18 protein-coding genes and 5 pseudogenes are annotated in these 24,308 nt (G+C 49.2%); 15 read left to right on the top strand and 8 right to left on the bottom strand.

Annotated elements, in window-relative coordinates; genetic code table 11:
- Window positions 1-2: 2 nt before the first annotated feature.
- Together glnD and ATN88_RS16220 are read left to right on the top strand one after the other, a co-directional pair.
- A pseudogene (glnD, locus tag ATN88_RS16225) lies at window positions 3-2,622 on the top strand (bifunctional uridylyltransferase/uridylyl-removing protein GlnD).
- Window positions 2,623-2,786: 164 nt separating this feature from the next.
- A complete protein-coding gene (locus tag ATN88_RS16220) occupies window positions 2,787-3,164 on the top strand; it encodes a DUF3461 family protein (protein WP_067418176.1) in 378 nt (125 codons plus the stop codon).
- Between the two features lie 57 nt (window positions 3,165-3,221).
- Here ATN88_RS16220 and truC read toward each other — a convergent pair whose 3' ends face one another.
- Together truC and ATN88_RS16210 are read right to left on the bottom strand one after the other, a co-directional pair.
- Window positions 3,222-3,962 (bottom strand): tRNA pseudouridine(65) synthase TruC, encoded by a 741-nt coding sequence (gene truC / locus ATN88_RS16215; protein ID WP_067418172.1) that lies wholly within the window; start codon window positions 3,960-3,962, stop codon window positions 3,222-3,224.
- Between the two features lie 5 nt (window positions 3,963-3,967).
- Complete coding sequence (locus tag ATN88_RS16210; RefSeq protein ID WP_067418168.1) at window positions 3,968-4,294, bottom strand: YqcC family protein; 327 nt, start codon at window positions 4,292-4,294, stop codon at window positions 3,968-3,970.
- 135 nt (window positions 4,295-4,429) lie between these two features.
- Between ATN88_RS16210 and ATN88_RS16205 the strand changes: the two genes are divergently transcribed.
- The 4 genes from ATN88_RS16205 (at window position 4,430) to ATN88_RS16190 (ending at window position 7,897) form a co-directional block, all read left to right on the top strand.
- On the top strand, window positions 4,430-5,470 hold the full coding sequence (locus ATN88_RS16205) for a DUF3549 family protein (RefSeq protein ID WP_067418165.1): 1,041 nt from the start codon (window positions 4,430-4,432) through the stop codon (window positions 5,468-5,470).
- Window positions 5,467-5,775, top strand: coding sequence for a DUF3301 domain-containing protein (locus ATN88_RS16200; RefSeq protein ID WP_067418161.1), 309 nt, complete (start codon window positions 5,467-5,469; stop codon window positions 5,773-5,775). Before ATN88_RS16205 ends, ATN88_RS16200 begins: the two co-directional genes overlap by 4 nt.
- A 1,527-nt stretch (window positions 5,776-7,302) precedes the next feature.
- Window positions 7,303-7,536 (top strand): DUF2789 family protein, encoded by a 234-nt coding sequence (locus ATN88_RS16195; protein WP_067418274.1) that lies wholly within the window; start codon window positions 7,303-7,305, stop codon window positions 7,534-7,536.
- Window positions 7,537-7,618: 82 nt separating this feature from the next.
- Window positions 7,619-7,897, top strand: coding sequence for a hypothetical protein (locus ATN88_RS16190; RefSeq protein ID WP_067418158.1), 279 nt, complete (start codon window positions 7,619-7,621; stop codon window positions 7,895-7,897).
- 39 nt (window positions 7,898-7,936) lie between these two features.
- Here ATN88_RS16190 and ATN88_RS16185 read toward each other — a convergent pair whose 3' ends face one another.
- Both ATN88_RS16185 and syd read right to left on the bottom strand, forming a co-directional pair.
- Window positions 7,937-8,710 carry a Zn-ribbon-containing protein gene (locus ATN88_RS16185; RefSeq protein ID WP_067418155.1) on the bottom strand — a complete coding sequence of 258 codons (774 nt, stop codon included), beginning with the start codon at window positions 8,708-8,710 and terminating at the stop codon, window positions 7,937-7,939.
- A 6-nt stretch (window positions 8,711-8,716) separates the two neighbouring features.
- Window positions 8,717-9,262: a SecY-interacting protein gene (gene syd / locus ATN88_RS16180; protein ID WP_067418152.1), complete on the bottom strand. Its 546-nt coding sequence runs from the start codon at window positions 9,260-9,262 to the stop codon at window positions 8,717-8,719.
- A gap of 62 nt (window positions 9,263-9,324) precedes the next feature.
- Here syd and queF point away from each other — a divergent pair, with 62 nt between their 5' ends.
- From queF to xni, 5 genes and pseudogenes are all read left to right on the top strand, one after another.
- Complete coding sequence (gene queF / locus ATN88_RS16175) at window positions 9,325-10,170, top strand: NADPH-dependent 7-cyano-7-deazaguanine reductase QueF (RefSeq protein WP_067418147.1); 846 nt, start codon at window positions 9,325-9,327, stop codon at window positions 10,168-10,170.
- A 47-nt stretch (window positions 10,171-10,217) separates the two neighbouring features.
- Window positions 10,218-12,335: a tetratricopeptide repeat-containing diguanylate cyclase gene (locus tag ATN88_RS16170; RefSeq protein ID WP_232313316.1), complete on the top strand. Its 2,118-nt coding sequence runs from the start codon at window positions 10,218-10,220 to the stop codon at window positions 12,333-12,335.
- Window positions 12,336-12,614: 279 nt separating this feature from the next.
- Window positions 12,615-14,174 carry a GGDEF domain-containing protein gene (locus ATN88_RS16165; RefSeq protein ID WP_067418142.1) on the top strand — a complete coding sequence of 520 codons (1,560 nt, stop codon included), beginning with the start codon at window positions 12,615-12,617 and terminating at the stop codon, window positions 14,172-14,174.
- Between the two features lie 260 nt (window positions 14,175-14,434).
- On the top strand, window positions 14,435-15,805 hold the full coding sequence (gene ppnN / locus ATN88_RS16160) for a nucleotide 5'-monophosphate nucleosidase PpnN (RefSeq protein ID WP_067418138.1): 1,371 nt from the start codon (window positions 14,435-14,437) through the stop codon (window positions 15,803-15,805).
- Between the two features lie 70 nt (window positions 15,806-15,875).
- Window positions 15,876-16,648: pseudogene (gene xni / locus ATN88_RS16155) on the top strand (flap endonuclease Xni).
- Window positions 16,649-16,706: 58 nt separating this feature from the next.
- Here xni and rlmM read toward each other — a convergent pair.
- The 4 genes and pseudogenes from rlmM to ATN88_RS16135 form a co-directional block, all read right to left on the bottom strand.
- Window positions 16,707-17,774 (bottom strand): 23S rRNA (cytidine(2498)-2'-O)-methyltransferase RlmM, encoded by a 1,068-nt coding sequence (gene rlmM, locus ATN88_RS16150; RefSeq protein WP_067418135.1) that lies wholly within the window; start codon window positions 17,772-17,774, stop codon window positions 16,707-16,709.
- Between the two features lie 61 nt (window positions 17,775-17,835).
- A complete protein-coding gene (locus ATN88_RS16145) occupies window positions 17,836-18,210 on the bottom strand; it encodes a DUF423 domain-containing protein (RefSeq protein ID WP_067418131.1) in 375 nt (124 codons plus the stop codon).
- Window positions 18,207-18,826: pseudogene (locus ATN88_RS16140) on the bottom strand (alpha/beta family hydrolase). The gene ATN88_RS16145 and the pseudogene ATN88_RS16140 overlap by 4 nt, the downstream one beginning before the upstream one ends.
- On the bottom strand, window positions 18,823-19,728 hold the full coding sequence (locus ATN88_RS16135; protein WP_067418128.1) for a transcriptional regulator GcvA: 906 nt from the start codon (window positions 19,726-19,728) through the stop codon (window positions 18,823-18,825). Before ATN88_RS16135 ends, ATN88_RS16140 begins: the two are co-directional and overlap by 4 nt.
- Window positions 19,729-20,121: 393 nt before the next feature.
- On the opposite strand from ATN88_RS16135, the pseudogene ATN88_RS16130 reads away from it, so the two are divergent.
- From ATN88_RS16130 to ATN88_RS16115, 4 genes and pseudogenes are all read left to right on the top strand, one after another.
- Window positions 20,122-21,344: pseudogene (locus ATN88_RS16130) on the top strand (aminotransferase class V-fold PLP-dependent enzyme).
- A gap of 15 nt (window positions 21,345-21,359) precedes the next feature.
- A complete protein-coding gene (gene csdE, locus ATN88_RS16125; RefSeq protein WP_067418125.1) occupies window positions 21,360-21,782 on the top strand; it encodes a cysteine desulfurase sulfur acceptor subunit CsdE in 423 nt (140 codons plus the stop codon).
- Between the two features lie 544 nt (window positions 21,783-22,326).
- On the top strand, window positions 22,327-23,067 hold the full coding sequence (locus tag ATN88_RS16120; protein WP_067418122.1) for an SDR family oxidoreductase: 741 nt from the start codon (window positions 22,327-22,329) through the stop codon (window positions 23,065-23,067).
- Window positions 23,068-23,083: 16 nt separating this feature from the next.
- Window positions 23,084-24,294 (top strand): annotated as a pseudogene (locus ATN88_RS16115) (acetyl-CoA C-acetyltransferase).
- Window positions 24,295-24,308 lie beyond the last annotated feature (14 nt).

Here is a 24,308-nt window from a genome sequence, read left to right as displayed (position 1 = left end):
CAATGAACGACGTTTTGCTCTCCCCGAATGAATTGACGGCTGATCAACTGGATCTGCAAACCCTCAAACAGCAGCTGACGCTTTTCGGTGAGCAGCAAAAAACCGCTTTTCTCAATCATGTCTCCGTCAACGATTTGGTTTACGCCCGTTCAGATTATATGGACGCCTTGCTTGCTCGCCTTTGGCAGCATTATGACTTCGACCACCACCCTAGCCTTTCACTCATTGCCGTGGGTGGTTATGGCCGCCGAGAACTTCATCCCCTGTCAGACATTGACCTGCTTATTCTCAGCGAAGGTTGTATCGACAAAACCTACCAACAGAAAATCAGCGAATTTGTCACCTTGCTTTGGGATTTGAAACTCGAAGTCGGCCACAGTGTTCGCACGCTCACAGAGTGTATGGACGTGGGCATGGACGATTTAACTGTTGCCACCAACTTACAGGAAGCACGCCTTCTGTGCGGCAGCGAGCGCATTTATCACGAACTGAAAAACCGAATTCACTCGGAGCAATTTTGGCCTAGCGAGAAGTTCTTTAAAGCCAAAGTCAAAGAACAGACCGATCGACATGCTCGCTATCACGACACGGCCTACAACCTTGAGCCTGACATCAAATCAAGCCCCGGCGGCCTTCGCGACATTCACACGTTAAGCTGGATTGCCCGCCGCCACTTTGGCGCCACTAGCTTCGTGAAATGAGCAAATACGGCTTTTTGACGGATGCAGAGTTTCGCGAGCTCGACGAATGCCAAACCGTACTTTGGCGTATTCGTTTTGCCTTGCACCTTGAGCTTCGTCGTTATGACAACCGTCTGACCTTCGCTCATCAGCCTTCTGTCGCAGAGACCCTTGGTTATCAGGGCGACGGAAACCGCGGCATCGAAATGATGATGAAAGATTTCTACCGCACCCTCGGCCGCGTCGCAGAGCTTAACAAAATGCTGATCCGCCTGTTCGAGCTAGAAATCAATGACGAACCAGATAACAAAAAGATAGAGATTCTCAGCGACGACTTTCAACGAAAAGGCCGTCAAATCGAGGCGCGAAAACCGGCACTGTTCCAAGCACGTCCTGACACCATCATTGATATGTTCCTGCATATCGCCAATGACAAGTCGATAGAGTCAATTTCCGCGCCAACCTTGCGCCAGCTTCGCACAGCAAGACGCCGCTTAAACCGCTTCTTGTGTGATATCCCTGAAGCCAAAGAAAAATTTATTGCCCTCACGCGCCATCCTAACGCGTTGCACAAGGCCTTCCCTCTGATGCACAAGCACGGGGTATTGTCAGCGTATCTTCCGCAGTGGAGCCAAATTGTCGGCCAAATGCAGTTCGATCTGTTCCATGCCTACACGGTGGACGAACACACCATACGTTTGCTCAAACACATCAACCGCTTTGCCCAAGAAGAAAACCGCGACAAACATCCAATTTGCTGCGACGTATTGCCAAGGCTCGCTAAACCGGAGCTTCTGCTGCTGGCGGCTATTTTTCACGATATCGGCAAAGGGCGTGGCGGCGATCACTCAGAAATTGGTGCTGAAGAAGCCTACACCTTCTGTATCGACCACGGTTTCTCGCGCCCCGAAGCGAACCTGGTCAGTTGGCTTGTTGGCAATCACTTGCTGATGTCAGTGACCGCCCAACGTCGCGACATCTACGATCCGGAAGTCATCACGGATTTCGCCCAAAAAGTGCGAGATGAAGAGCGTCTAGATTACCTGATTTGCCTGACCGTCGCGGACATCAACGCCACCAACCCAGAGCTTTGGAATAGCTGGAAACGAACCCTTCTTGCAGAGCTTTATTACTCCACCCAAAAAGCCCTGCGCCGTGGGTTGGAGAACCCGCCAGATGTACGTGAGCGTATCCGTCACAATCAGCACTTAGCTTCCGCACTTCTCAGAAAACATGGCTTTGCGCCGCGTGACATTGAGCTGCTGTGGCAGCGCTTTAAAGCCGATTACTTCCTTCGCCACACGCACAAGCAAATTGCATGGCACAGTGAGCACATCCTCAACCACGAAGCAACGAGCCATTGGTGTTGGTCAGTAAAAACGCGACGCGCGGCGGCACCGAAATCTTTGTCTACAGCGAAGATAAGCCCAGCCTCTTTGCGCGGGTTGTTGCGGCACTGGATAAGAAAAACCTCAGTGTTCATGACGCCCAGATCATGACCAGCAAGGATGGCTTTACCCTCGATACCTTTATGGTGCTGGATGCCAACAACGAGGCGATTCAATCCGACCGACATGACACCATCCGCGATGGCGTGCAACTGGCTTTAATGCAAGACGGGAAAATCACCATCCCCGTCAAACGCGCACCGAGAAAGCTGATGGCGTTTAACGTCAAAACGCAAGTCACCTTCTTACCAACACGCACAGGTCGACGCACCTTGCTAGAGCTGGTTGCACTCGATATGCCAGGGCTACTGGCTCGCGTAGGGGCGGTTTTTGCGCGCCAAGGCGTCTCGCTTCAAGCCGCAAAAATCACCACGATTGGCGAGCGTGCAGAAGACTTTTTCATTGTGACTGACGGTGATAGGCAGGCTTTATCGGAGGATGCACAGCAAGCGTTAAAAGATGCCCTATTTGATGCGTTAAATGATGCGCAATAGCCGAATAACACACTAATTTTGTACAGCTAATTAGAACGTCTGGCGATCTCTTCCACAAGTCTCAGACATTGATCATTACTTCTGTTGGGGATGGCACCAAGGTGCTGCTAAAGTGAACAGTAAGTAGTTGAAACCAATGTCTGAGCAGACGAAGAGAGGCAGTTATGTACCAGAATCTTAAAAACATCGGTATCGAGAAACCTGAAAACATCGAACGCTACACCCTTCGTCAGGAAGCCAATTCAGACACGCTGAAAATCTACTTTCACAAAGCGAAAGGTGAACTGTTTGCCAAAAGCGTGAAATTCAAATACCCACGCCAGCGCAAAAATGTCGTGGTCGACAGCGGAAGCGGTCGATTTAGAGAAGTCACAGAGATAAACCGTAGTCTTTCTTTGGTGGTGGATGAGCTCGATAAAATCGTACGACGCGAGCAAACCGAGCAAGACACCAAGAAAAAGATCCTGCGAGACCTTCGACATTTGGAAAAAGTGGTCGCAAGCAAGATCGCCGAGATCGAGGCCGATCTGGAAAAGCTCTAAGCACTTTTCAAAGCAAAGAAAAACCGCCTTCACGGCGGTTTTTTTGTCTTTAACGGTTCAAAGATGATCGTGTAAACCTAAACCGTCGAGCACACGTCGCCATACCGAATCCACGTTTGCCTCAATCACTACCTGCTCTTGTGTTACAGGATGCGTAAACTCGGTACGCGATGCGTGAAGCAGCAACTGATGGCACTCAAACTCTTGTCGGAATAAGCGATTGTGTCGACCATCACCATGGTTCACATCACCCACAATATGATGACTCAAGTGATGCATGTGACGACGAAGTTGATGCTTGCGTCCGGTATGCGGTTTCATCTCCACCAGCGTATAACGGCAGCTTTGATAGCGTCCCATCGCAATGGGCAATTCCGCATGTGCCAATGGTCGGTACTCCGTGATGGCTTCTTTGGCTTCTTTGGCTTCTGGTTCTGCCGTGGCAAATTTGTCTGCCACTTTATCCAGCTCTTCTTTGAGCGGATAATCCAGCGTCGCCCCTTCCTGAATCCACCCTCGCACAATCGCATGGTAGGTTTTGTGAATATCACGCCCAGCAAATTTCGGCATCATTTCTGCGGCCATCTCCGAGGACAAAGCAAACAAAAGCACGCCAGATGTCGGTCGGTCTAAACGGTGGAGCGGGAAAACATGCTGCCCAATCTGGTCACGCAAGGTTTGCATAACAAAACGGGTTTCACCTTTGTCCAACCACGAGCGGTGGACCAGCATGCCGGAAGGTTTATTGACCGCAATGAGCCACTCATCGCGGTAGACAATTTCAAGTTCGATTTGCATGGTACTTATTGGGTATCGCTACTGAACAGGGCATCGATGTCTGTCGATACCTGAGTAATTTCCAAGTGTCCGTCTGTGCCTTTCAATGCTTCTTCCACATAAGGGGAGATGCTAAAGGACGTCGGCAGCGGGAATTGATGATCAACCAAGAACTGCATCTTGGGGATGAAAATCCACTGCAGCCATTCGGTGCACGACAAGGTATCAATGGCAAAAGGCTCACTGCTCGCGAGCTTGTCATCAGCGGGTGCCTCATCTTGCCAATGGCCGTGTTGCTCAAGGACGGTTTTGAGCTGAAGCAGGAGTACACCGACTTTTTGGTGTTTGCTCATGAAATTACTCTCTTCTTTGGCTGCATGGGTTGAAATTCGTGTTGCGCGCAAGCATATCAAAAAATAACAAAGTCGGTATGTATACTGACGCTCTTTTCATCCACCGCCACGTGCGGCAACAACAATAGAAGTAATATGGACAATTCGCTCTCTCTTCACGTCATTCTCGAGCAGGCCAAATGTGATTACGTCATCTATGACCTCAGTCGTCGCGTGACTGAAATCAGCCAAAAGGACTTTGTTGCCATCGAAGAAAACCGCGTGGCTTATCCCTATCCTGTGCAGCAACATGCGCAGTTCGGTATTGCATTTGGCCAAGCTGGGCAATCGCCTTGGATTTGGTTTCTGAAAATGCCTCTTGATGAGCGCGGGCTACTGAACCAAGCGGCACTGGGCGATTTTATCCAATACGTTGCACAAGCCATGGGTGCCACCTTGGATAAAACGCCAACGGAAGAAGAGCAAGAAAAGCTTGCGAACAACCCGTATACCTTTAACCCGCAAGACGACAAGAAAGCCATGTTCCATGCTTTCTTAACCGCGCGCCTGAACCAGCCAGCCAGCCAGTACTACGACCATGCGCAGCATTACCTCTCAGGCGAGTTGGGTTGGACTGAATGGCAAGGCGTTGGTCTTCAAGGGCTGGCGGATTTGTGTGCCCGCATGGACAAACACAACAATACCACCCGTATTCGTAAAGCCTTGTCCCAGATGCCAGAGACTCCGCGGTATGCGCTGCTTGGCTGCTTGGAGCACTGCCAATTGCCGGAATCCATTGCAGAGCGTATCGAAGAACAAATCTCTTCAATGCTTAACGCTGACGAAGCCGATCTCTTTCTGCTCACCGCCTATTTGCGTGCCCTGTCTGGCGCAGAGCATGCGCGATTGCAATCGATGGTAAGCAAAGTGTTGTCGGAGTCATCACTGCGTCACCGTGAAATGCTGATTGCGATTGCGGGTCGTTGCTGGTCATCGTTGACCGACAATGCCCTTTTGGACAAATTCCTCATCGCGGTTGCGGATCAAAACGATCAAGCATTCTTCCAGCAGATGATCGCTGATCTTGTGATGATCCCAAACTTGCGTCCACAAGTGTTGGCACTGCTTCATGGTAGCGCATCTCAAGAGCTGATGAACGCCGTGAAGCTATTGCAACAATCGGTGCGTCAATCATGATCGCCGATCTGTTGTGGATTATCGCAATCGCTGTTGTCGGAGCCTTGTTCTGGCAACAGCGCAGTCAAACGGAAATTGCGCGACAATTTATTCAACGTCGCTGCCAGCAGGTTGATGTGCAATTGCTTTCGATTGCGCGCGGCAGTCATTCGTTTGGCTGGCCAAAAGGGCCATTAAATATTCAAACGCGCTATTACTTTGAGTTTTCCGTTAATGGACTGGATTGCTACCAAGGCTATGCCGTGATGAAAGGGAAACGTATCCAAGAAGTGTACATGCCGGCGTATCCGGTGCAGGAACCGTAATGGCTTTAGACCTTTGAGTGAGCAATGTGTGCGCGCAATAGGTCATTGGGAAAATGATTGTTCTTTTTCTGGGAGCCAGAAAGAAGAACGGGCGCGACTTACGTCGCGCCCTAAGGTCTTACTTGCAGCTATCCGGCTACGAAATGTGCTCCCTGCATCATTCCTTGATCAGTGCTGAATCCTTCAGCGTTATCCTTATCTCTCCTTCCTGGAGGTGTCCTTCGGTCTTACCTTGACCCATCGAGCCATCCTGTCTCGATTCTCGTCCTCATCCTGAGGGTGTCCATTACTTCTTCCTGAAGTGGTTCCTTAAGCCCCCATCCTGGGTTGTCCTAAGTGTCGTCCTGACCAGTAAACATCCTATTTACCGCTACGGTTCCATCCGTGTCCCTAATTCCGCATTCCTTGCTGGTAACACATTCCTTGCATTACCTGCTCATCCTGAGCGACCAAAGTCCGTGGTGTTAGTTCCTGTTCCGTTTGTCAGTTCCTTCCGACACCGCAAAGATTACGCGAACCAAATTTCAAAACAACCAACTCACAGGTGATCAACATCACACTTTGGAATGCACAAATTAACCAACCAATCAAATAACTGAATTTAAAGGCTTTTTATTTTATTCGATTCCAAATTTCGGCAAACAAAACCGTGCTTTCCCACAGCCGTGTAAGAGATCTCTCACAAGCATGTAAGCCATCAGCACAATATAAAATTTCTGTTTTAATCGGTTAGGCTCAGTTTAAGAAGAATATCTGCCTAAATTGGCTGGATCACACAGTCAAAAAGTACATTTAAACCGTTGGAATCTAAGAGGAAATGACATAGTGAGAGAAGAATTAAAATGCGGTGAAAGTTAAATGACAGAAAAAAGAACGGGCACGACTATCGTCGTGCCCTAGAGGTCTTACTTGCAGCTATCCAGCTACGAAATGTGCTCCCTGCATCATTTCCTTGATTAGTGGCTGATTCCTTCAGCGATGTCCTTAACTCTCCGTCCTGGAGGTGTCCTTTAGTCTTACCTTGACCCGTCGAACCATCATGTTTCGACTCGCACTCGTTCCTGAGCATGTCCCGCCTTCTTCCTGAAGGTGTTCCTTTCGTCTTTCCTTCGACGAGTCCGTTGTGTCTTCCTGACCAGCAAACATCCTGTTTACTGCAAATTCCTTCGTCCTTGATACGTCAATCCGTGAGAGCAGTTATTCCTTAACTGCTTGCCTTCCTGGCCTCGGTGTCCGTTCCGTATCCTATTCCGTGTGTCAGTATCCTGCCGACATGAAACAGATTACGCGAATACCCCTTCGAAACAACCCACTCGATCTCGATCGATATCACATTTTAATTCCAGAAACGCGAATTTAAAAATAAGCAATTGAAATTAAACACATTTAAATCTCAGCAAAAGAGATTTTCCAGTGTTTAAAGATACATATTCCTACCGCTGTGTAAGCGATCTCTCACAAGGTCTAAAGGCGAATAAGTCATGAGCCCAACTATACTTTGGAAACACTCACCGCAGAGGGATGTTCATGGAAGTCTTCAACCACAATTTGGAAAGCTTGTTTCAACAACTGGGTCTACCGTCAGACAAAACCTCGATTGACGATTTCATCGGCCGACATGCGCTAGAACCCGGTGAAAACCTGACCGCCGCTTCATTTTGGTCGACAAGCCAAAAGCAGTTTCTGGAAGAGGCCAAACTTCAAGATGCCGATTGGGTGGAACAAATAGATATACTCGACACCTTATTGCGAAAAGCCTGATAGCCATGTCATGCTTGCCAGCATCCAAAGTAAGAAGACGTTGTTTTGGAAAAGTCTTTACGCGTTGTAATAAGGAAGAAACGTGAGCACTGATTTTACCCCACTGTTAGAAAATGCGATCAGCTCCTTGGTTAACGATGGCAAAGAGCCCACTGTGGCTCTTATCAAAGGCAGACTGACGTCTCCGGTGCCAATGCCAATTATTATCAGCGCGCTTCAGCGATGGAAAAAAAGCGGCACAGTACCCAAAGTCGAAAAAGTGGAAGCACAGAAAGATTCAGAAACGCGCATTGCCGAGCTAGAGCAGCAAGTGAAAGCACTCACTGAACGTCTAAACGCCTTGGAACAACGCGTAAGCTAAGAAGATACCGCAGGCGATTCTCATCGGCTGCGGCATTTTTTATTGAAAGTCCCAGGAAAGGTTCGAAACGATACGGCAATCGTCGCACTTGAAATGGAACACATCGTGAATCGGCGCTTCTTGCAGCCAGTCTCCGCCACATTTTGGACATTTACGCGCTAACTCCGCATCCAAACTCTCGCCGCCTACACGGTACTGGTAATAGTAAGTCGGCACTTTCGTGAGGTATTCAATACGCCCGCGAATATCCCAGCCTTTTCTAAACAGCAAGCTGTCGGCATCTTGAATTTCTGCCAACGCAGCATGCTCGGCTTTAAACGCCCCCGCCATCTGAATTTCATCACATGCTTGCCATTCCGTTTGCCACTTCACTTCTGCTTTGTGGTCGCCATTAAAGGTCGCAGGAATACGATAAAGCGGAATAGGCAACAAGGTTTCACCGCAGCGAAGCGGCGAGCACGTGTGCACATAGGTGGTGTAAAGCACTTGCCAAGAACGCGCTTCGTCCGTCGCACTCTCTTCCGAGTTAATGTCACGTCCCAACACCTTCACTTTTGGTGAAAGCAGGCAGGCATCCGAAAGCTGGCGAAGCTTAGCATTCACCTGTGGACTGTTATATTTGACGCTTAAGGCATCTTTTTCAGGGCAAACCGCACGAACGTGGAATTGACCATCGCCCATCACCATAGGGAACTCACGTCCCAGTACCTGCCCGTTATAACGCAATGCGTCCATTAATCCGTTTACTGCGCGGTCAACGGCGGAAATGGTCGTGTCATCAAAACACTCGAAGGTAAGCTCTACAACGTACATTCGCAGTTAAACCTCAGGTGTCAGTTTCGACAAAAACTGCTCAATGTTGTCAGCCAACAAGGTGCGCTGCTTCGTGCCAATACGCTCTTTGATCACTTCACCGCTGACATTACAGATAGACACTACATCCAGCTCATCATGGGTGGCGGCAATAAACACGGTCGGATTTTGCTTTAAACGCTTTTGCATTAAAAGGTGGCCCAAGATGTTTTCTTGCAGACGCGGCAAATCTTCATCACTCCACACCTGAATAAGCTCAAGGTGCTCGCCATCTAGCGATGCCGTCATGTCGCCACAATACTGTCCGGCATAAAAAGACTTAATGTCTTCATGCAGCGCAATCCCGATCCCCTCTTCCACATTCGAGAAATCGGCCAATTCTTGACGCTTTACAGGCTGCCAAATCACCACATCATCTGTTTCCTGCGCAACACAAGGCGATGCAAGCTCTAAATAGGCATCACTTTGCGGCAAAGAGCCATGTTGTGATTGCCAAGCGTCAACAAAGCGCTCGCTGAACGACCAAAGCGCAGTAATGACAGAGTGATTCATTAGCAAGATTCCTCAAGATTCAGTAAACTTTGCGCATTCTAATCGATCCGTGGCAAAACCGTATGAGCAAATATCAAGATGCAAAAGAACTTGCTGGCCTAACGTTGGGTCAGAAAACGGACTATCAGGAACACTATGCACCTGAACTGCTGCAACCTGTACCTCGAAGCCTTAACCGTGATGACCTAGATTTAGGCGATTCACTGCCTTTTACCGGGTACGACATTTGGACGCTCTACGAACTGTCTTGGCTGAATGCGAAAGGCCTGCCACAAGTAGCAATTGGCGAAGTGCGTTTGCCAGCCACCAGCCCTAACCTGATTGAATCCAAATCCTTCAAGCTTTACCTGAACAGCTTCAACCAAACCAAGTTTGAAAACTGGCAGGAAGTGGTGGATACCCTGGCGAAAGATTTGTCAGCGTGTGCCGGTGCGGATGTAGACGTGACGATTCTTCCTCTGGAAGAATTCAGCAATGCGTCGGTTGTTGCCTTTGGTGGCGAAAACATCGATGAGCAAGATATCGCCATCGACAACTACGAGTTCGATGCCTCCTTGCTGGAAGGCGCTGCTGAAGGTCCAGTTGTAACTGAGACATTAAACAGTAACCTTTTGAAGTCAAACTGCCTAATCACCAGCCAACCAGACTGGGGTTCAGTACGCATTGCGTATAAAGGCAAACGCATCAACCGCGAAAAACTGCTTCGCTACATCGTGTCTTTCCGTCGACACAATGAATTCCACGAGCAGTGTGTTGAGCGTATCTTCACTGACTTGATGAAGTACTGCCAGCCAGAGCTTTTGACCGTTTATGCGCGCTACACCCGTCGCGGCGGCTTGGATATCAATCCGTACCGTACTAACATGGGTAAAACGCCAAGCGAAAACAACCGTTTGGCTCGCCAATAATCGAATCAGCAGGCCTCGGGGCCTGCTTTATTTTTTAAATGGGAACCATGCGCCTACTTCCTGCGGCTTTCTGCTTGATTTCATTGCTGCTGACAACACACGTCAGCGCGAAACTCTATTCCACGCCAATATTGTCTGACGCAGAATCGATGCTCCAAACCACGCCGGAGAAATCCATCGAGATTGCCGAGCGTTTTCTTGTGCAACGACGCCTGTCTGACACCACTAACCGCTTGCACACTAACAATGAAGCTGACCGCTCCATTCGTTCGCCGATGAACACAGTGCATGCGTATATCGTGCTGGCAAAAGCGAACAGTGTTATCGGCAATCATGCAGCGGCATGGAATGCGCTCGACAGTGCAAGAGCCATGGTAGAAGAGAACAACCTCTCGCAAATGTCCTATGAGTTGGCGTTTGTCGAAGCGTCGCTGCTCTACCATTTGGAGAATGAACCCGCAAAAGCCGAAGAGAAGCTCAACGAGCTCTTCGCCGCACTACCTCCAAAAGATGCCACTCGATCGCGTAACCTCAACTATCTCGCGTTTGAAGCCGCCCTTCTCAAAGCCGTTATCGTTTCCAAATCCAATGGTGAGAAAGCCACACTGGATCAGTTCGACTTGGCCTATCGAGAATTGGGCACCGAGCCTGACATGGAACAGAAGGTGCGCTACCAGATCGCGCTTGGTAACTACTTTTTACAAAAGCAATCTTATGAGCGCGCGCTAGCAGAGTTGTTAAGTGCCTACTGGTTAGCCAGTGAAAACGACCTGACACCAGAGATTGCGAGCTCCAACGTATCACTGACTAAGCTCTATCGCGAGCAAGGTGTGCTAGACAAAGCACTACAACACGCCAATCAGGCTGCAGAGTTCTATGAGCACTTCGATTTAAGCCGTGGCCTGTCACAAACCCAAACCTTGCTGGCAGATATTTACAGCCGTCAAAGCCGCTACAACTTTGCCTTGGTGCACTACTTCAATGCGTTAGACATTGAGAACAACCTCTCGCGAGCACCGCGCATTGCCAACATCAAGATCTCGATTGCAGACACCTATTTAAAACTGCTGCGCTACAACCAAGCGGAGCAGTATGTTGATAACGCCATTAGCATTGCATCCAGCTCAGAGCTGATCGAGCCACTGACGCGCGCCTTGATCCTTAAAGGTGAGCTTGCGCTTCGTACCCATGATAACGACGTGGCACTGGATTCCCTAAAGCAAGCACTGCAAGGTGCTGAAACCATTAAGAACCGCGCACTCATGCTTGAGTGCCTGCCAAAACTGTCTCAAGCCTATGAGCAAAAAGGGCTCTTTGAAGAAGCTTTGCAGGTTCAGCGCCGCTTTGATTTGCTCAACCAACGCAACGAAAGCCGTCGCCAACTTCAAGAAGCCGAGTCGTTTAAACACCGTCAGCGCGTGATTGAACGCCAGCTGCAAATCGAAGACATGCAGAAAAAGCAGGCGCAAGACACCAAAGACATGGTTGAGCAGAAAAAGATAAACCTATTCTTACTCGGCAGCCTGAGCATCATTGTGCTCATTCTTGTACTGCGTCACCGCACCGCAAATACCCGTCAGTCGCAACTCGAAGAGCTGCGTGAAGAGCTTTACACACACCCACGAAGCGGCCTTCGCAACCTGCGTATGCTCAACGACAGGCTGTCGAACTCATTGGCCAAAAGCAGTGCCCACTTCGAGCAGTGGTATCTTGGGGAAATGATCCACGAACCGCTGAGCGACAAACTCAGTTTCGCCATGTTTGAAGTGCCATTCCTCAAAGTGGCCTACCTTCAACACGGCTACTTAAAAGGGTTGGAGTTAGAGCGAGATCTGGGTAACTACCTTAAAGAACATACCCTAGAGCCTGCGCGTCTCTATCATTTCTCAGACGCGATGTTTATCTACATTGAGCACAATGCCAACAAGCCAAACACCCCTGCGGAAATGGCGGACAACATTCAGGCTCTTGTCGACGGTTTTATCAAAGAGCATAAACTGGTGGATGTGGATGATCGCCTGCGTATTGGTATGGCAGATTATCCATTTTTGCCACGCGCATTTACGTCCATCAACGACAAAGAACTCATTGATATTCTATTAATGGCCACCAGTGCAGCACGCCAAGCATCGAAAGCAGAAGAAACCCGTCAGTGGTCTATTTGAGTGCTATCGAATCCACACCTGCTGCTTGTTTCGCCGATACCAATGTTCGTCAGGCATGCTTGATGGCATTAGCTCTGGATTGATAAAGGTTAAAACTTCGGCAACCGGTGGAATTAACTGGCAGACGGTTCACGAATCTGATAAAAACTGACGCCAATTTATTGATAACCCTAGTAGTTAACCGTTATAGCTAGACGCTGCGCCTTAGCGTTTGGAATTAGCAGCCCTTATTTTCAGTGCGTTTTTTCACTGATGGGCTTGGAGATGTAGTCGCGTTTTATGTCCAACTTCTCATCAGATGAAGATGTCATCACACTGACAGAAAAGTTGCAGCATTCTCAGCTGGTCGCCCGTGATTTGGCACTTAAATCACGGCGTGAAGCGACGATCCTGAAAAGGCTAATTTCACGTCTTATCGCTGCATCACAAGCGCAAGATGACCCTCTCATCAACCAAAAGCTTTCTCAGATTCAACGCGATCTTGAAGCACAGGAAGATGTGGGGAGATTAATTCCTCAACTGGCTTTGGTAGAGCGAATGGTCAACAAGCACACGCATGCGCAAGAAAAAGCGAAAGACGCACTAGAAAACCAGTTTCAGCAAAGCGGGGAAACCTTAAAGTGTTTGCCCGGTTTGCCGGCACAGCTAAAACGCGATTTACGCAACCTAATCCAACGTCCTACGACTGAGTCGCACGGCAACACAGAGAAAATCGTCGCGCTGCTTCAGCTGTATGAACGCGCCCTAAAGCTTCTCTCCTTGCCCGCGAACGGACTGACAGCCAAAGAGCTGCTCAACATAGACCGTATTAACCAGCTCGCGAGTGAGTTGCAGCATCTGGTTACTGAACTGGACTTTGATGGAGAAGTGGGCGATCGCCTGCTCGACATCCGCAATCGCCTCTTGCTGTCGCCTGACGCACAAACCTTGCTTGAGCTGACGCTTGAATCTGTCCAACTGATCCTCGAAGGCACACGTAACGAGCGCAAGGCCTCACAAAGCTTCTTAAACCAGCTCAACGAAGACTTGTCGGTTTTGCAACGCCATAACGGCCGCTCAATCGATGCCACGCAAAGCCTTACCGATCAGCGCACATCACTGAATGAAGAGCTTTCTCTTTCGGTCGATGAAATGCAAATTCACCTCAACGAGGCTTCTTCTTTGGAAGAATTGCGTCCAAGCCTAAATAAAGTGACGGACAACCTCGCATCAATCGTGGCAAGAAATAAAGAGCTGGAAGAAAGAGAGCAGCAGTTGCTGGAGCAGCTTCAGCACAACGAGCAAAAACTCGAGGCCCTGTACACCCAAACCATGGATTACCGCCGTCGTTTGGGCGACCAAGAACGGAAACTCTTGCTCGACCCGTTGACCAAGGTTTACAACCGTGCAGCACTTGACGATCGCTTAGAGCATGAATACCGCTGTTGGCTGCGCTATCAATCTCAGTTCTGTCTGGCAATGATCGACATTGACCACTTTAAGTCGGTCAACGACCAGTACGGTCATTTGGTGGGTGACAAAGTGCTAAAAGTTGTCGCGCGTACCATTCACCAATGCCTGCGTGATACAGACTTTATCGCCCGTTTTGGCGGAGAGGAGTTTGTGGTGCTGTTACCCGATGCTGACGAAACCACCCGCACGGACATTCTCGATAGTATTCGTGAAACCGTGGCGCGTTTGCCGTTTAAGTTTAAAAACAAACGTCTTACCGTGACCGTGTCCATCGGTGCCAGCATGTTCATGGACAAAGACAACATCGTCGATGTGCTTGAACGCGCTGACAACGCCCTCTACAACGCCAAGCATAACGGCCGTAACAAGCTGGTCTGGGCGCAATAACCCCTTCCCTCCCAGACTCACTGCTGTGAGTTTGGTCCAGGTCTGTGACCTATCACCTGTTTCACGTGTCGTTTACCTTACAGCATTCTCTTTTGTGACCCAGAACTGGCTAAACCCTATATCTATGTGTATGTTTAATTAACACACTGATTTTTTTGGGGATGCCCCCAGCCATTACTAACAACGAAACGATAAACGAAATGGTGTCCTAAGAACGCCTCTCTCTTTCCAAAGTGTGTTTCTCTGCACAGGAGGTGACTATGATCACGCACATCAGCCCAGTCGGGGCCATGGATCTTCTCTCTCAACTGGAAGTCGACAGACTCAAAGACACAGCGAAAAGCGACCTGTACCGCTTGTATCGCAACTGCTCGCTCGCCGTTCTCAATTCTGGCAGTCACACGGACAGCTCCAAGGAGCTTTTAGAGCAATACAAATCGTTCGATATCCGCGTTATGCGCCGAGAGCGTGGTGTGAAGCTTGAACTGATCAACCCGCCAGAGCATGCCTTTGTGGATGGGCGAATTATCCGTGGTATTCAAGAGCACATGTTTTCCGTGTTGCGTGACATCATTCACGTGAACGTTCAGCTTGAGCACGCCAAAGTGTTCAACCTGACCAACTCCAGCCATATCACCAACCTGATATTTGATATCTTGCGTAACGCAAAAGCGTTGGTGCCAGGCAAAGATCCGAACTTGGTGGTGTGTTGGGGCGGTCACTCTATCAATGCCATCGAATACCAATACACCCGTGAAGTCGGTAATGAATTGGGGCTTCGAGAGCTAAACGTCTGCACAGGCTGTGGACCCGGTGCGATGGAAGGCCCTATGAAAGGGGCGGCCATTGGTCATGCGAAACAGCGTGTGAAAGGTGGACGATTCTTGGGTCTGACTGAGCCATCCATCATCGCGGCTGAGCCACCAAACCCTATCGTCAATGAACTGGTGATCATGCCGGATATTGAAAAACGCTTGGAAGCCTTTGTCCGCATGGGCCATGCCATCATCATCTTCCCAGGTGGTGCAGGTACGGCCGAAGAGCTGCTTTACTTGCTCGGTATCTTGATGCATCCAGACAATGCAGATCAGCCGATGCCAGTGGTGCTAACAGGGCCAAAAGAAAGTGCCAACTACTTCCGCGTCATCGACGAGTTCATCCGTGACGTGCTCGGCGAAGAAGCCACCAAGTATTATGAAATCGTTGTTGATGATCCTGCCAAGGTGGCGCGCATCATTAAGCAAGGCATGCCTGCCGTAAAAGAACACCGTCAATCAACCGGTGATGCTTACTCGTTCAACTGGTCACTCAAAATTGCACCTGAATTCCAGCTGCCGTTTGAGCCAACCCACGAGAACATGGCAAACCTTGATCTGCACATGAACCAACGACCAGAGCTTTTGGCATCCGCGCTTCGCCAAGCCTTCTCGGGCATCGTTGCGGGTAACGTGAAAGAAGAAGGTATTCGCGAAATTGAGCGTCATGGACCATTTAAAATCAACGGCGACGCCGTACTGATGAAGAAAATGGACAAGCTCCTGCGTGGTTTTGTCGAACAACAGCGCATGAAACTGCCCGGTACGGCTTACGTGCCATGCTACGAGATCGTTCAAGGCTCAGGCGGCCGATAGCGAAAACCTCCTTTCATTTATCTTCCAACAAATTAGAATGGCCGTATCAGCCATTCTTTTTGGGTAATCCATGTCAATTCATCTTGTCATCATTGATGCCATGAACCTCATCCGTCGCGTCCATGCCGCGCAACCGAACCCGGACGACATTGCAGGTGCAGCGCAAGTTTGCTGCCGTGCTCTGAACAAAATCATCAAAGAGGCCGAACCCTCTCACATGGTTGCCGTGTTCGATCATGCCGAGCAAGACAGAGGATGGCGCGCAGAATTGGTACCTGAATACAAGCAAGGCAGAAAGCCAATGCCTGAAGCTCTTCAGCAAGGACTGGATAAAATTCAGGATGCGTTTTGGGACATGGGCATTGACTCACTGCTGTCCTCTGGCGATGAAGCAGACGATATGATTGCAACGCTTGCGATGAAAATAGCGAGTCACAATGGGCAAGTGACCATCATCTCAACGGACAAGGCTATTGCCAACTGCTGCACCCTACCATCCGTATTCGCGATTATTTCCAGCAGCGCTGGCTGGATACGCCATTTATCGAGAAAGAGTTTTCCGTGCTTGCCTCTCAGCTTACCGATTACTGGGGCTTGGTGGGGATAAGCTCAAGCGGTGTTTCGGGCGTGCCAGGCATTGGCCCTAAAACCGCATCCACCTTACTGCAACGTTATGGCACCTTGGAGCAGTTGTTTGCCGCCGATGACGTTGAGCCCAAATGGCACAAAAAGCTTGATGGCAACGAAGCGTTAGCCCTTCGCTGCAAGCAGGTTGCGACACTCAAAACCGACATTACGCTTGGGTTCAACTTGCAGGATATCCGCTTCAACCCAAGTGCTTAGCTAACTGGTAAATAACAGGGCACAGAAATGAAAAAAGGCAGCCTAAGCTGCCTTTTTCTTATTTGATCACGCGAATGTGAACAGTCACTTCTTCACGGTCGTGATAGAGGTGTTTCGCTTGCATCTCAAAGCGAATGCCATTTTCGATCAAGAACTTCTTCAAGTTCTGCAGATCATCTTTTACCTGCTCATAACGGCGGTTCATTGGCAACTTAAGGTTGAAGATGGTTTCTTTCGCCCAACCGGCAATCAGCCACTCACCCATAAGCTGAGCAACACGATACGGTTTTTCGATCATGTCACACACCAACCAAGTCACGTTCTTTCTTGGTGGCTCAAACTTAAAGCCGTCCACCGCGTGGTGTTTCACCTGACCAGTTTCCATCAGGCTTTCAGCCATTGCGCCGTTATCCACCGAGTGAACGAACATAGAACGCTTAACCAGTTGATACGTCCAACCGCCCGGACATGCGCCCAGGTCAACGGCCCACATACCCGGAGCCAAACGCTCGTCCCACTCTTCACGTGGAATGAAAGCATGGAATGCTTCTTCCAGCTTCAGCGTTGAACGGCTTGGTGCCTCTGGTGGGAACTTCAGACGGTGAATACCCATGTAGTGTGGCGAATTATTGTTGCTCAGTGAGTAACCCACCAAGCAGCAACCTGGTGCGGTAAAGCAAACATGCAGTACAGGCTGCTTCGCATTTTCTTTTGCCAGCAACACGCCGCGTTTACGCAGAGCCTGACGCAATGGCACTGTGAATTTACGGCAGAATTTCAGCAGCTCTTTTGCTTGCGCTGTGTCCGGCGTTTCCACGCGCACGTCGCCACATTTTGGCAACTCACCACCCAACGCCAGAATCGGCGAGATGCGGTCGCCCGGGTCAAGATCGCTTAGGGTATCAACCACTGCAATCATTTGACGCGCAAAAATCAGAGACGTCAGCGGCAACTTCTGAAGCAGTTTTTCTGCATCGCCTTGCTGGTAACACTCAAACAGCACGTAGCCGGTGTTCTTCTCCACGCGAGGAAAACCATACACTTCGACTTCCGTTGCCTTGTCCTGAATTTCACCCGCACACTCTTTTTCAAAGCCTTGGCGGCAATACAATAAAATCTGGTTCACGCTAGGCCTTTTCTACCCTGGTAAAAATAACGCGCCATTATCGTCAAGCAGCCCCTCCAACTCAAGCTTTGCGCCACAAAGACCATGCAGCGATACCCCAGCCAATAAGAAAGCTGGTGCCACCAAGTGGCGTAATTGGCCACAACCACCGCCAATCGGTGAGTGCCAAGCCATATAAACTGCAGCTAAAACACAAAATGCCGACGCCAATAAAGCACGATGCCACCACAAGGCTACGCTTAGGCGCGACATCTTGCCAAAGCCCTAATCCAATAAGTGCCAAGGCGTGCCAAAATTGATACTGCACGCCTTTCTCAACGATGGATAACTCGTAAGGCGTCAGTTGCGCTTTAAGGCCATGTGCGGCAAAGGCGCCAAGCGCGACGGCAACACCCGCCACCATGCAACCTACCGCTGCGATTTTTCTTCCTGTCATGCGCACACCTGCTTGATAAAGGCCACGATGTTATCTGCTGCTAGTTGTCGATTGTCGGCCTCTGTATAGCCAGAGGCTTTTCGTGCTTGAAACTATGGTCGCCATCAGGAATAAACGTCAGTGCCACCTTGTCTGAAAGCGGATAGTTTTCCAGCTCGCTACGATTGCCAAATGTATCTCGTTCACCTTGTAAAATCAGGGTTGGCATTGCCAGTGTTGCCAGGTGTTCGCCTTTGTCATTTTCTGGTTTGCCTGGCGGGTGGAAAGGAAAGCCAAGACACGCGATGCCTTTCACCTTATTCGAGTCAGACAAATGACTCGCCATCCGTCCCCCCATGGACTTACCACCGATGACCGTATTTTCACTGGCATATTCCTCAATCACAGCGTTAAACGCATCAAGCAGCTTTGGCGCGCGATCGGGTGGACGTTTCTTACCGTCTTCTGCACGCTTGACCATATACGGGAAGTTGAAACGCACAACACGAATGTCCTGCGCGGCAATACGCTTGGCGACATCATCCATAAAATCATGATCCATGCCCGCCCCTGCGCCGTGGGCGAAAATGAAGGTATATGCGGCCTCTTCTGGGCCATCAATTAACACGTGATTCATGCAGAAATGCTCTCCTGTTCTGCGGCGGCTTTGGCCAGCACCCACTCACGAAACGCACTGATGCGTCCAGAGTCGGCATCCTTTTGCTGGCTGACCAGATAAAAAGCGTTCTTACTCATTAAGAAGTGATCAAACGGACATACCAAACGACCAGATTCTAATTCCGGTTGCGCAAGCACATTGTTGCTCAATGCCACGCCTTGCCCCAAGGCTGCCGCTTGCAACACCATGGCAGAATGACTAAAAATCGGGCCATAGTTAAGATTAATGTCACTAATCTGGTAGTGTTTGGCGTAGGCTTTCCAATCTTTGCGCGAGCGATCGTGTAACAAGGTGTGGTGCTTGAGATCTTCCAAACAATTCAAAGGCTTGGCGCTGCTCAGTGTCGCAGGACTACAAACGGGCAATAAGAATTCTGGGTAAAGCTCGTCACAGCGCAATCCCGGCCAATTTCCTCGCCCGTAATAAATCGCCACGTCCACGTCGTCAGTCAATGACCCGTCTTCCAAATCCACGGCTTTAATGCGCACGTCAATTTCAGGGTGTTGCTGGTTGAAGTCAGCCAATCTTGGTACCAACCATTGAATAGCGAAACTTGGCGGTAAACTGATGGTCAATGCCCCTTTTGCACCGCGCTCCAACACCCGGTCGGTGGCATCGGCCAACGCAATCAAAATGTCTTTGATATCGAGGAAATAACCCTGCCCTTCTTCGGTGAGAAGCAATGAGCGATTTCGGCGCCTGAATAGTTTCAGACCAAGAAATTCTTCTAAGGCTTTTATCTGATGACTGACCGCGGCTTGGGTCACAAAGAGCTCTTCCGCGGCACGCGTAAAACTCAGGTGGCGCGCGGCTGCTTCGAACACACGCAGGGCATTTAGAGGAGGTAATCGACGGGCCATTCTTCACCCTTAATGATAAGTTTTTCTAATGCAAAACATTATAAAATGTCCATTGTTCTGACACCAGAGAAAACCTATAGTTTGCTCGCAACGCAAAGCCCGCATTTTTGCGAATCTCTCTTTGTGGTTGCGATGTTGTGTTTGCATATTTTTGGCTAATGCCAGAACCCGGTAGTGATTGCTACCCTAATACTTGCTGTATTTTGAATCCGATCTATCAAATGATTTGTCGTAGCACTGAGTGAAAACTCGGTGCTTTTTTTTATCTTTTGATTCCCCATCCTACCTGAATCCGCCTGCCAAGCGCCAATACGCTGACTTTCACTTGAGTTAACTCGACAGAAAAGCGATCATTCCTGCCTGTTCCGTTCTGTTTTAAGTGATTTGCCGACAATGACAACGCGTCCTTTTGAAATTGAAGCGATTCGCCAAGCGTTTCCTTCACTAAGCCACCATGCGAGCCAGCAGCCTTTGGTGTACCTCGACAGTGCTGCTACCTCTCAAAAGCCGAAGCAGGTCATCGACGCGATCAGCCAATACTACTCTGGTGCCACTGCGAATGTGCACCGTGGCTCTCATGCACTGACAACTGCTGCAACAAACCGTTTCGAAGCAGCACGTAAAACCGTGGCTGACTTTCTTGGTGCACCCGTTAGAGGCATTGTCTGGACGCGCGGCGCAACGGAAGCACTGAATCTCATCGCACAGAGCTATGCAAGACAGAACGTGAAAGCGGGCGATGAGATCATCGTCAGTGAAATGGAACATCACGCCAATATCGTACCTTGGCAGATCGTCGCCGAGCAGACAGGTGCCACCATTGTAAAGTGGCCCGTTGATCCGACGACTTGTACGCTAGACCTCACAGTGTTCGAAACACTGCTTAGCGAGAAAACCAAACTGGTTGCTATTGGCCATGTTAGCAATGTGACCGGCACACGAAACCCGATTGAGGCCGTAATCCAAAAAGCCCATTCCGTCGGTGCTGTAGTAGTGGTTGATGGTGCGCAAGCTGTTGTGCATGAGACCGTGAACCTGTCCGAGCTAGATGCTGATTTCTACGTATTCTCTGGTCATAAACTCTTTGCTCCCGCAGGCATTGGCGCGCTCTATGGCAAGCCTTCACTTCTCGATGCAATGCCACCTTGGCATGGCGGCGGAAAGATGGTAGAAAAAGTCAGCTTCAGCGGTACACACTTTGCTGCTTCACCAGCAAAATTCGAAGCAGGCACACCAAACGTTGCCGGCGCAATTGCTCTGGCGGAAGCATCAATTGGTACAACGAGATTGATCGCCTTGAAGCCGAAAAGCACATCAGCACGCTTCAACATCGACTGGTAGACGGCATTAAAGACATTGATGACCTGCGCATTATCGGTCTGCAGCCACACGCCAGCGTGGTTGCGTTTGATGTCGAAGGCGTTCATCACTCCGACATTGCTACACTGCTCGATCAGCAAGGTATCGCCGTTCGCTCTGGACACCATTGCGCTCACCCTTTAATGGATGCGCTGGCGATTAACGGATGTGTGCGCGTCTCAATTGCTTTGTATAATACAGAGGAAGAAATAGATCGCTGCATTGCTGCGATACAAAAAGCCTGCGACTTACTCTAAATACGGCACATTATCATGACGTCATTTTCTGCCCATCCTTTCGGCACCGAGATCACCAGCGACAATATCCTTGAACAAATGGGAAACTGTCGCTCTTGGGAAGATAAATATCGCTTGGTCATTCAATTGGGGAAAAAGCTTCCTGCAATGAGTGATGAACTAAAAGCACAAAGCATTCCTGTGACGGGTTGCGAAAGCAAAGTGTGGCTTTCCATGCAGGAAAAAGAACACCGATTTTATTTTTCGGCAGATTCAGATGCGCGCATTGTTAAAGGGTTGTTAACAATAATTCTTGCCGCTGTTGAAGGGAGATCGCGCGAAGAAATTCAGTCATTTCATTTTGACGAATACTTTAAATCGATGGATCTCATGAATCACTTAAGCGAATCTCGTAGCAACGGAATTTATTCGATTATCGAGCAACTTCGCACTATTTAACACCGCATTGGTTAAGGATTATTCAGCTTTTTCACCAGTTTAGCTGACCACCTTACCGTACAAACGACACTATAAAGCTGAGACTTTGGTCAATTATTCTGATATTTAGTTTGCCAATTTCTCAGTTTATTTCTTAACTATTTGTGATTGTTTTTTGAACACACAAATGGAAGGAAATTGCCCATCTAAATCGCAACACTTTTCCTTTGTGATTATCAAAAACAAAGAAAATCCATAAATAAAACACAATAAATACCGAAATTTAACATCGAGTTAACTTTTGGGGTGATATTGTGGATCGAGATCTTGTTTCGATAATTCTCCCGCCATTCGTTTTGCCTTACTCAAAAGATTGTATATCTTTAATCTCGGTGGTCACAAAATCGCCATAATAATAATTTATCTTATTCTGAGACTAAAATGAGTTTCCTTAGTCTCAACCCTTATGCGCTAAAAACAAAACATATCGGTGCCTGTATTTTTGGACTTCCAGATGCAGTTACAGGGGTCAAATTAATGCTTGTTGTTAAGAATGGAGTCATCAATGAAGAAACTCGCGCTCATCACCGGTTCGAAAGGTGGTATCGGCTCAGCGATCACAGAAAAGTTGGTAAGTCAGGGCTATCGCGTGATTGCAACCTACTTCACCGGAAACCTGCAATGTGCTGAGCAGTGGTTTGAAGAGAAAAATTTCAATTCAGACCAAGTGCGCTTATTCGAACTGGACGTCACCAACACAGAGGAATGTGCGGAGCGTCTGCCAAAACTTCTTGAGGAAGAAGGCACCATCGACGTGCTCGTTAACAATGCGGGTATCACTCGTGATGGTCTGTTCAAAAAAATGGCCGCTGAGAACTGGCGTGCTGTTATCGATACAAACCTCAATAGCCTTTTCAATGTAACCCAACCTCTCTTTGCAGCTATGTGCGAAAAAGGCGGTTGTCGTGTTGTTAATATCTCTTCTGTTAACGGTCTTAAAGGTCAGTTTGGTCAAACCAACTATTCTGCAGCAAAAGCTGGCATGATTGGTTTTACCAAAGCACTGGCATTTGAAGGTGCGAGATATGGCGTTACGGCAAACGTTGTTGCCCCTGGCTACACAGCAACCCCAATGGTAGAAGCAATGCGCGATGAAGTGCTTGAATCTATCAAGGCTGAAATTCCAATGAAGCGTCTTGCTCGTCCGGAAGAGATTGCCGATGCCGTCGCTTACCTTGCAGGTGATGCTGGCGCGTACATTACTGGGGAAACGCTGTCGGTCAACGGCGGCCTGTACATGAACTAAGAAGGGAAAGGTTCACATGGAAAAAGTGTATATCGTTGCAGCCAAGCGTACTCCTCTTGGCGCGTTCACAGGTTCATTGAAAGACACACCTGCAGGTGAACTTGCTGCTGTCGCCATTAAAGGCGCGTTGGAAGCAGGCAACATCGCACCAGATGCGGTCAACGAAGTTATCTTGGGTAACGTCGTTTCAGCAGGCCAAGGCATGGGCATTGGCCGTCAGGCAGCTATCTTCGCGGGTCTGCCGGAAACTGTGCCTGCATACGCCATCAATATGGTGTGTGGCAGTGGCATGAAAGCGGTCATGGATGCCGTTGCTCACATTCGCTGTGGCGATGCCGACGTTGTCGTTGCTGCCGGCGTAGAAAACATGTCTCAAATTCCTTTTGCTGCTTCGGGCTCTCTTCGTGGCGGACAAAAAATGGGCGATATCAGCTCAAAGATCTGCTGATCAATGACGGTTTGACTGACGTCTACAACCAATACCACATGGGTGTTACCGCAGAAAACGTTGCGAAGCTGGTCGGTTTAAGCCGCGAGCAACAAGATGCGTACGCTCAGCAAAGCCAACAAAAAGCCGTTGCTGCGATTGAAGCAGGTCGATTCAAAGATGAAATCGTGCCTGTTGAAGTGAAGCAACGTCGCCAAACTGTTTCTTTTGATACTGACGAATATCCAAAAGCAGACTGCACACAAGAAGGTCTGGCGAAGCTTCGCCCGGCATTCGACCGTGAAGGTACGGTCACTGCAGGTAATGCTTCCGGCCTTAACGACGGTGCAAGTGCCATTATCGTCGCGTCAGAATCTGCAGTTCAGCGTCTTGGTCTCAAGCCGCTGGCTGAAATCACCAGCTACGCACAAGTTGGGTTAGATCCGAAAATCATGGGCCTTGGCCCTGTGGGTGCAGTAACCGAAGCTCTGAAAAAAGCAGAGTTGTCGATTTCCGATATGGATCTGTTCGAGCTCAATGAAGCCTTTGCTGCTCAGGCACTGGGTGTTGTTCACCAATTGGCGGACACGCACAAAGTGACCCCTGAGGCCATTTTGGAAAAAGCAAATGTAAACGGTGGCGCAATTGCATTGGGTCACCCACTCGGCGCATCAGGGAACCGCGTTTTGGTCTCCTTGATCCACGAACTGGAAAAACGCGAAGGTACATACGGTGTAGCTTCGCTATGTATCGGTGGCGGCATGGGAACGGCAGTTGTCGTTAAACGTGCAAACAGCTAACGAACGTTAAACCC

Origin of the sequence: Enterovibrio coralii (assembly GCF_001559595.1) — a bacterium.
GTDB classification, from domain to species: Bacteria; Pseudomonadota; Gammaproteobacteria; order Enterobacterales; family Vibrionaceae; genus Enterovibrio; species Enterovibrio coralii.
This window is presented reverse-complemented; position numbering and strand designations above follow the sequence as displayed.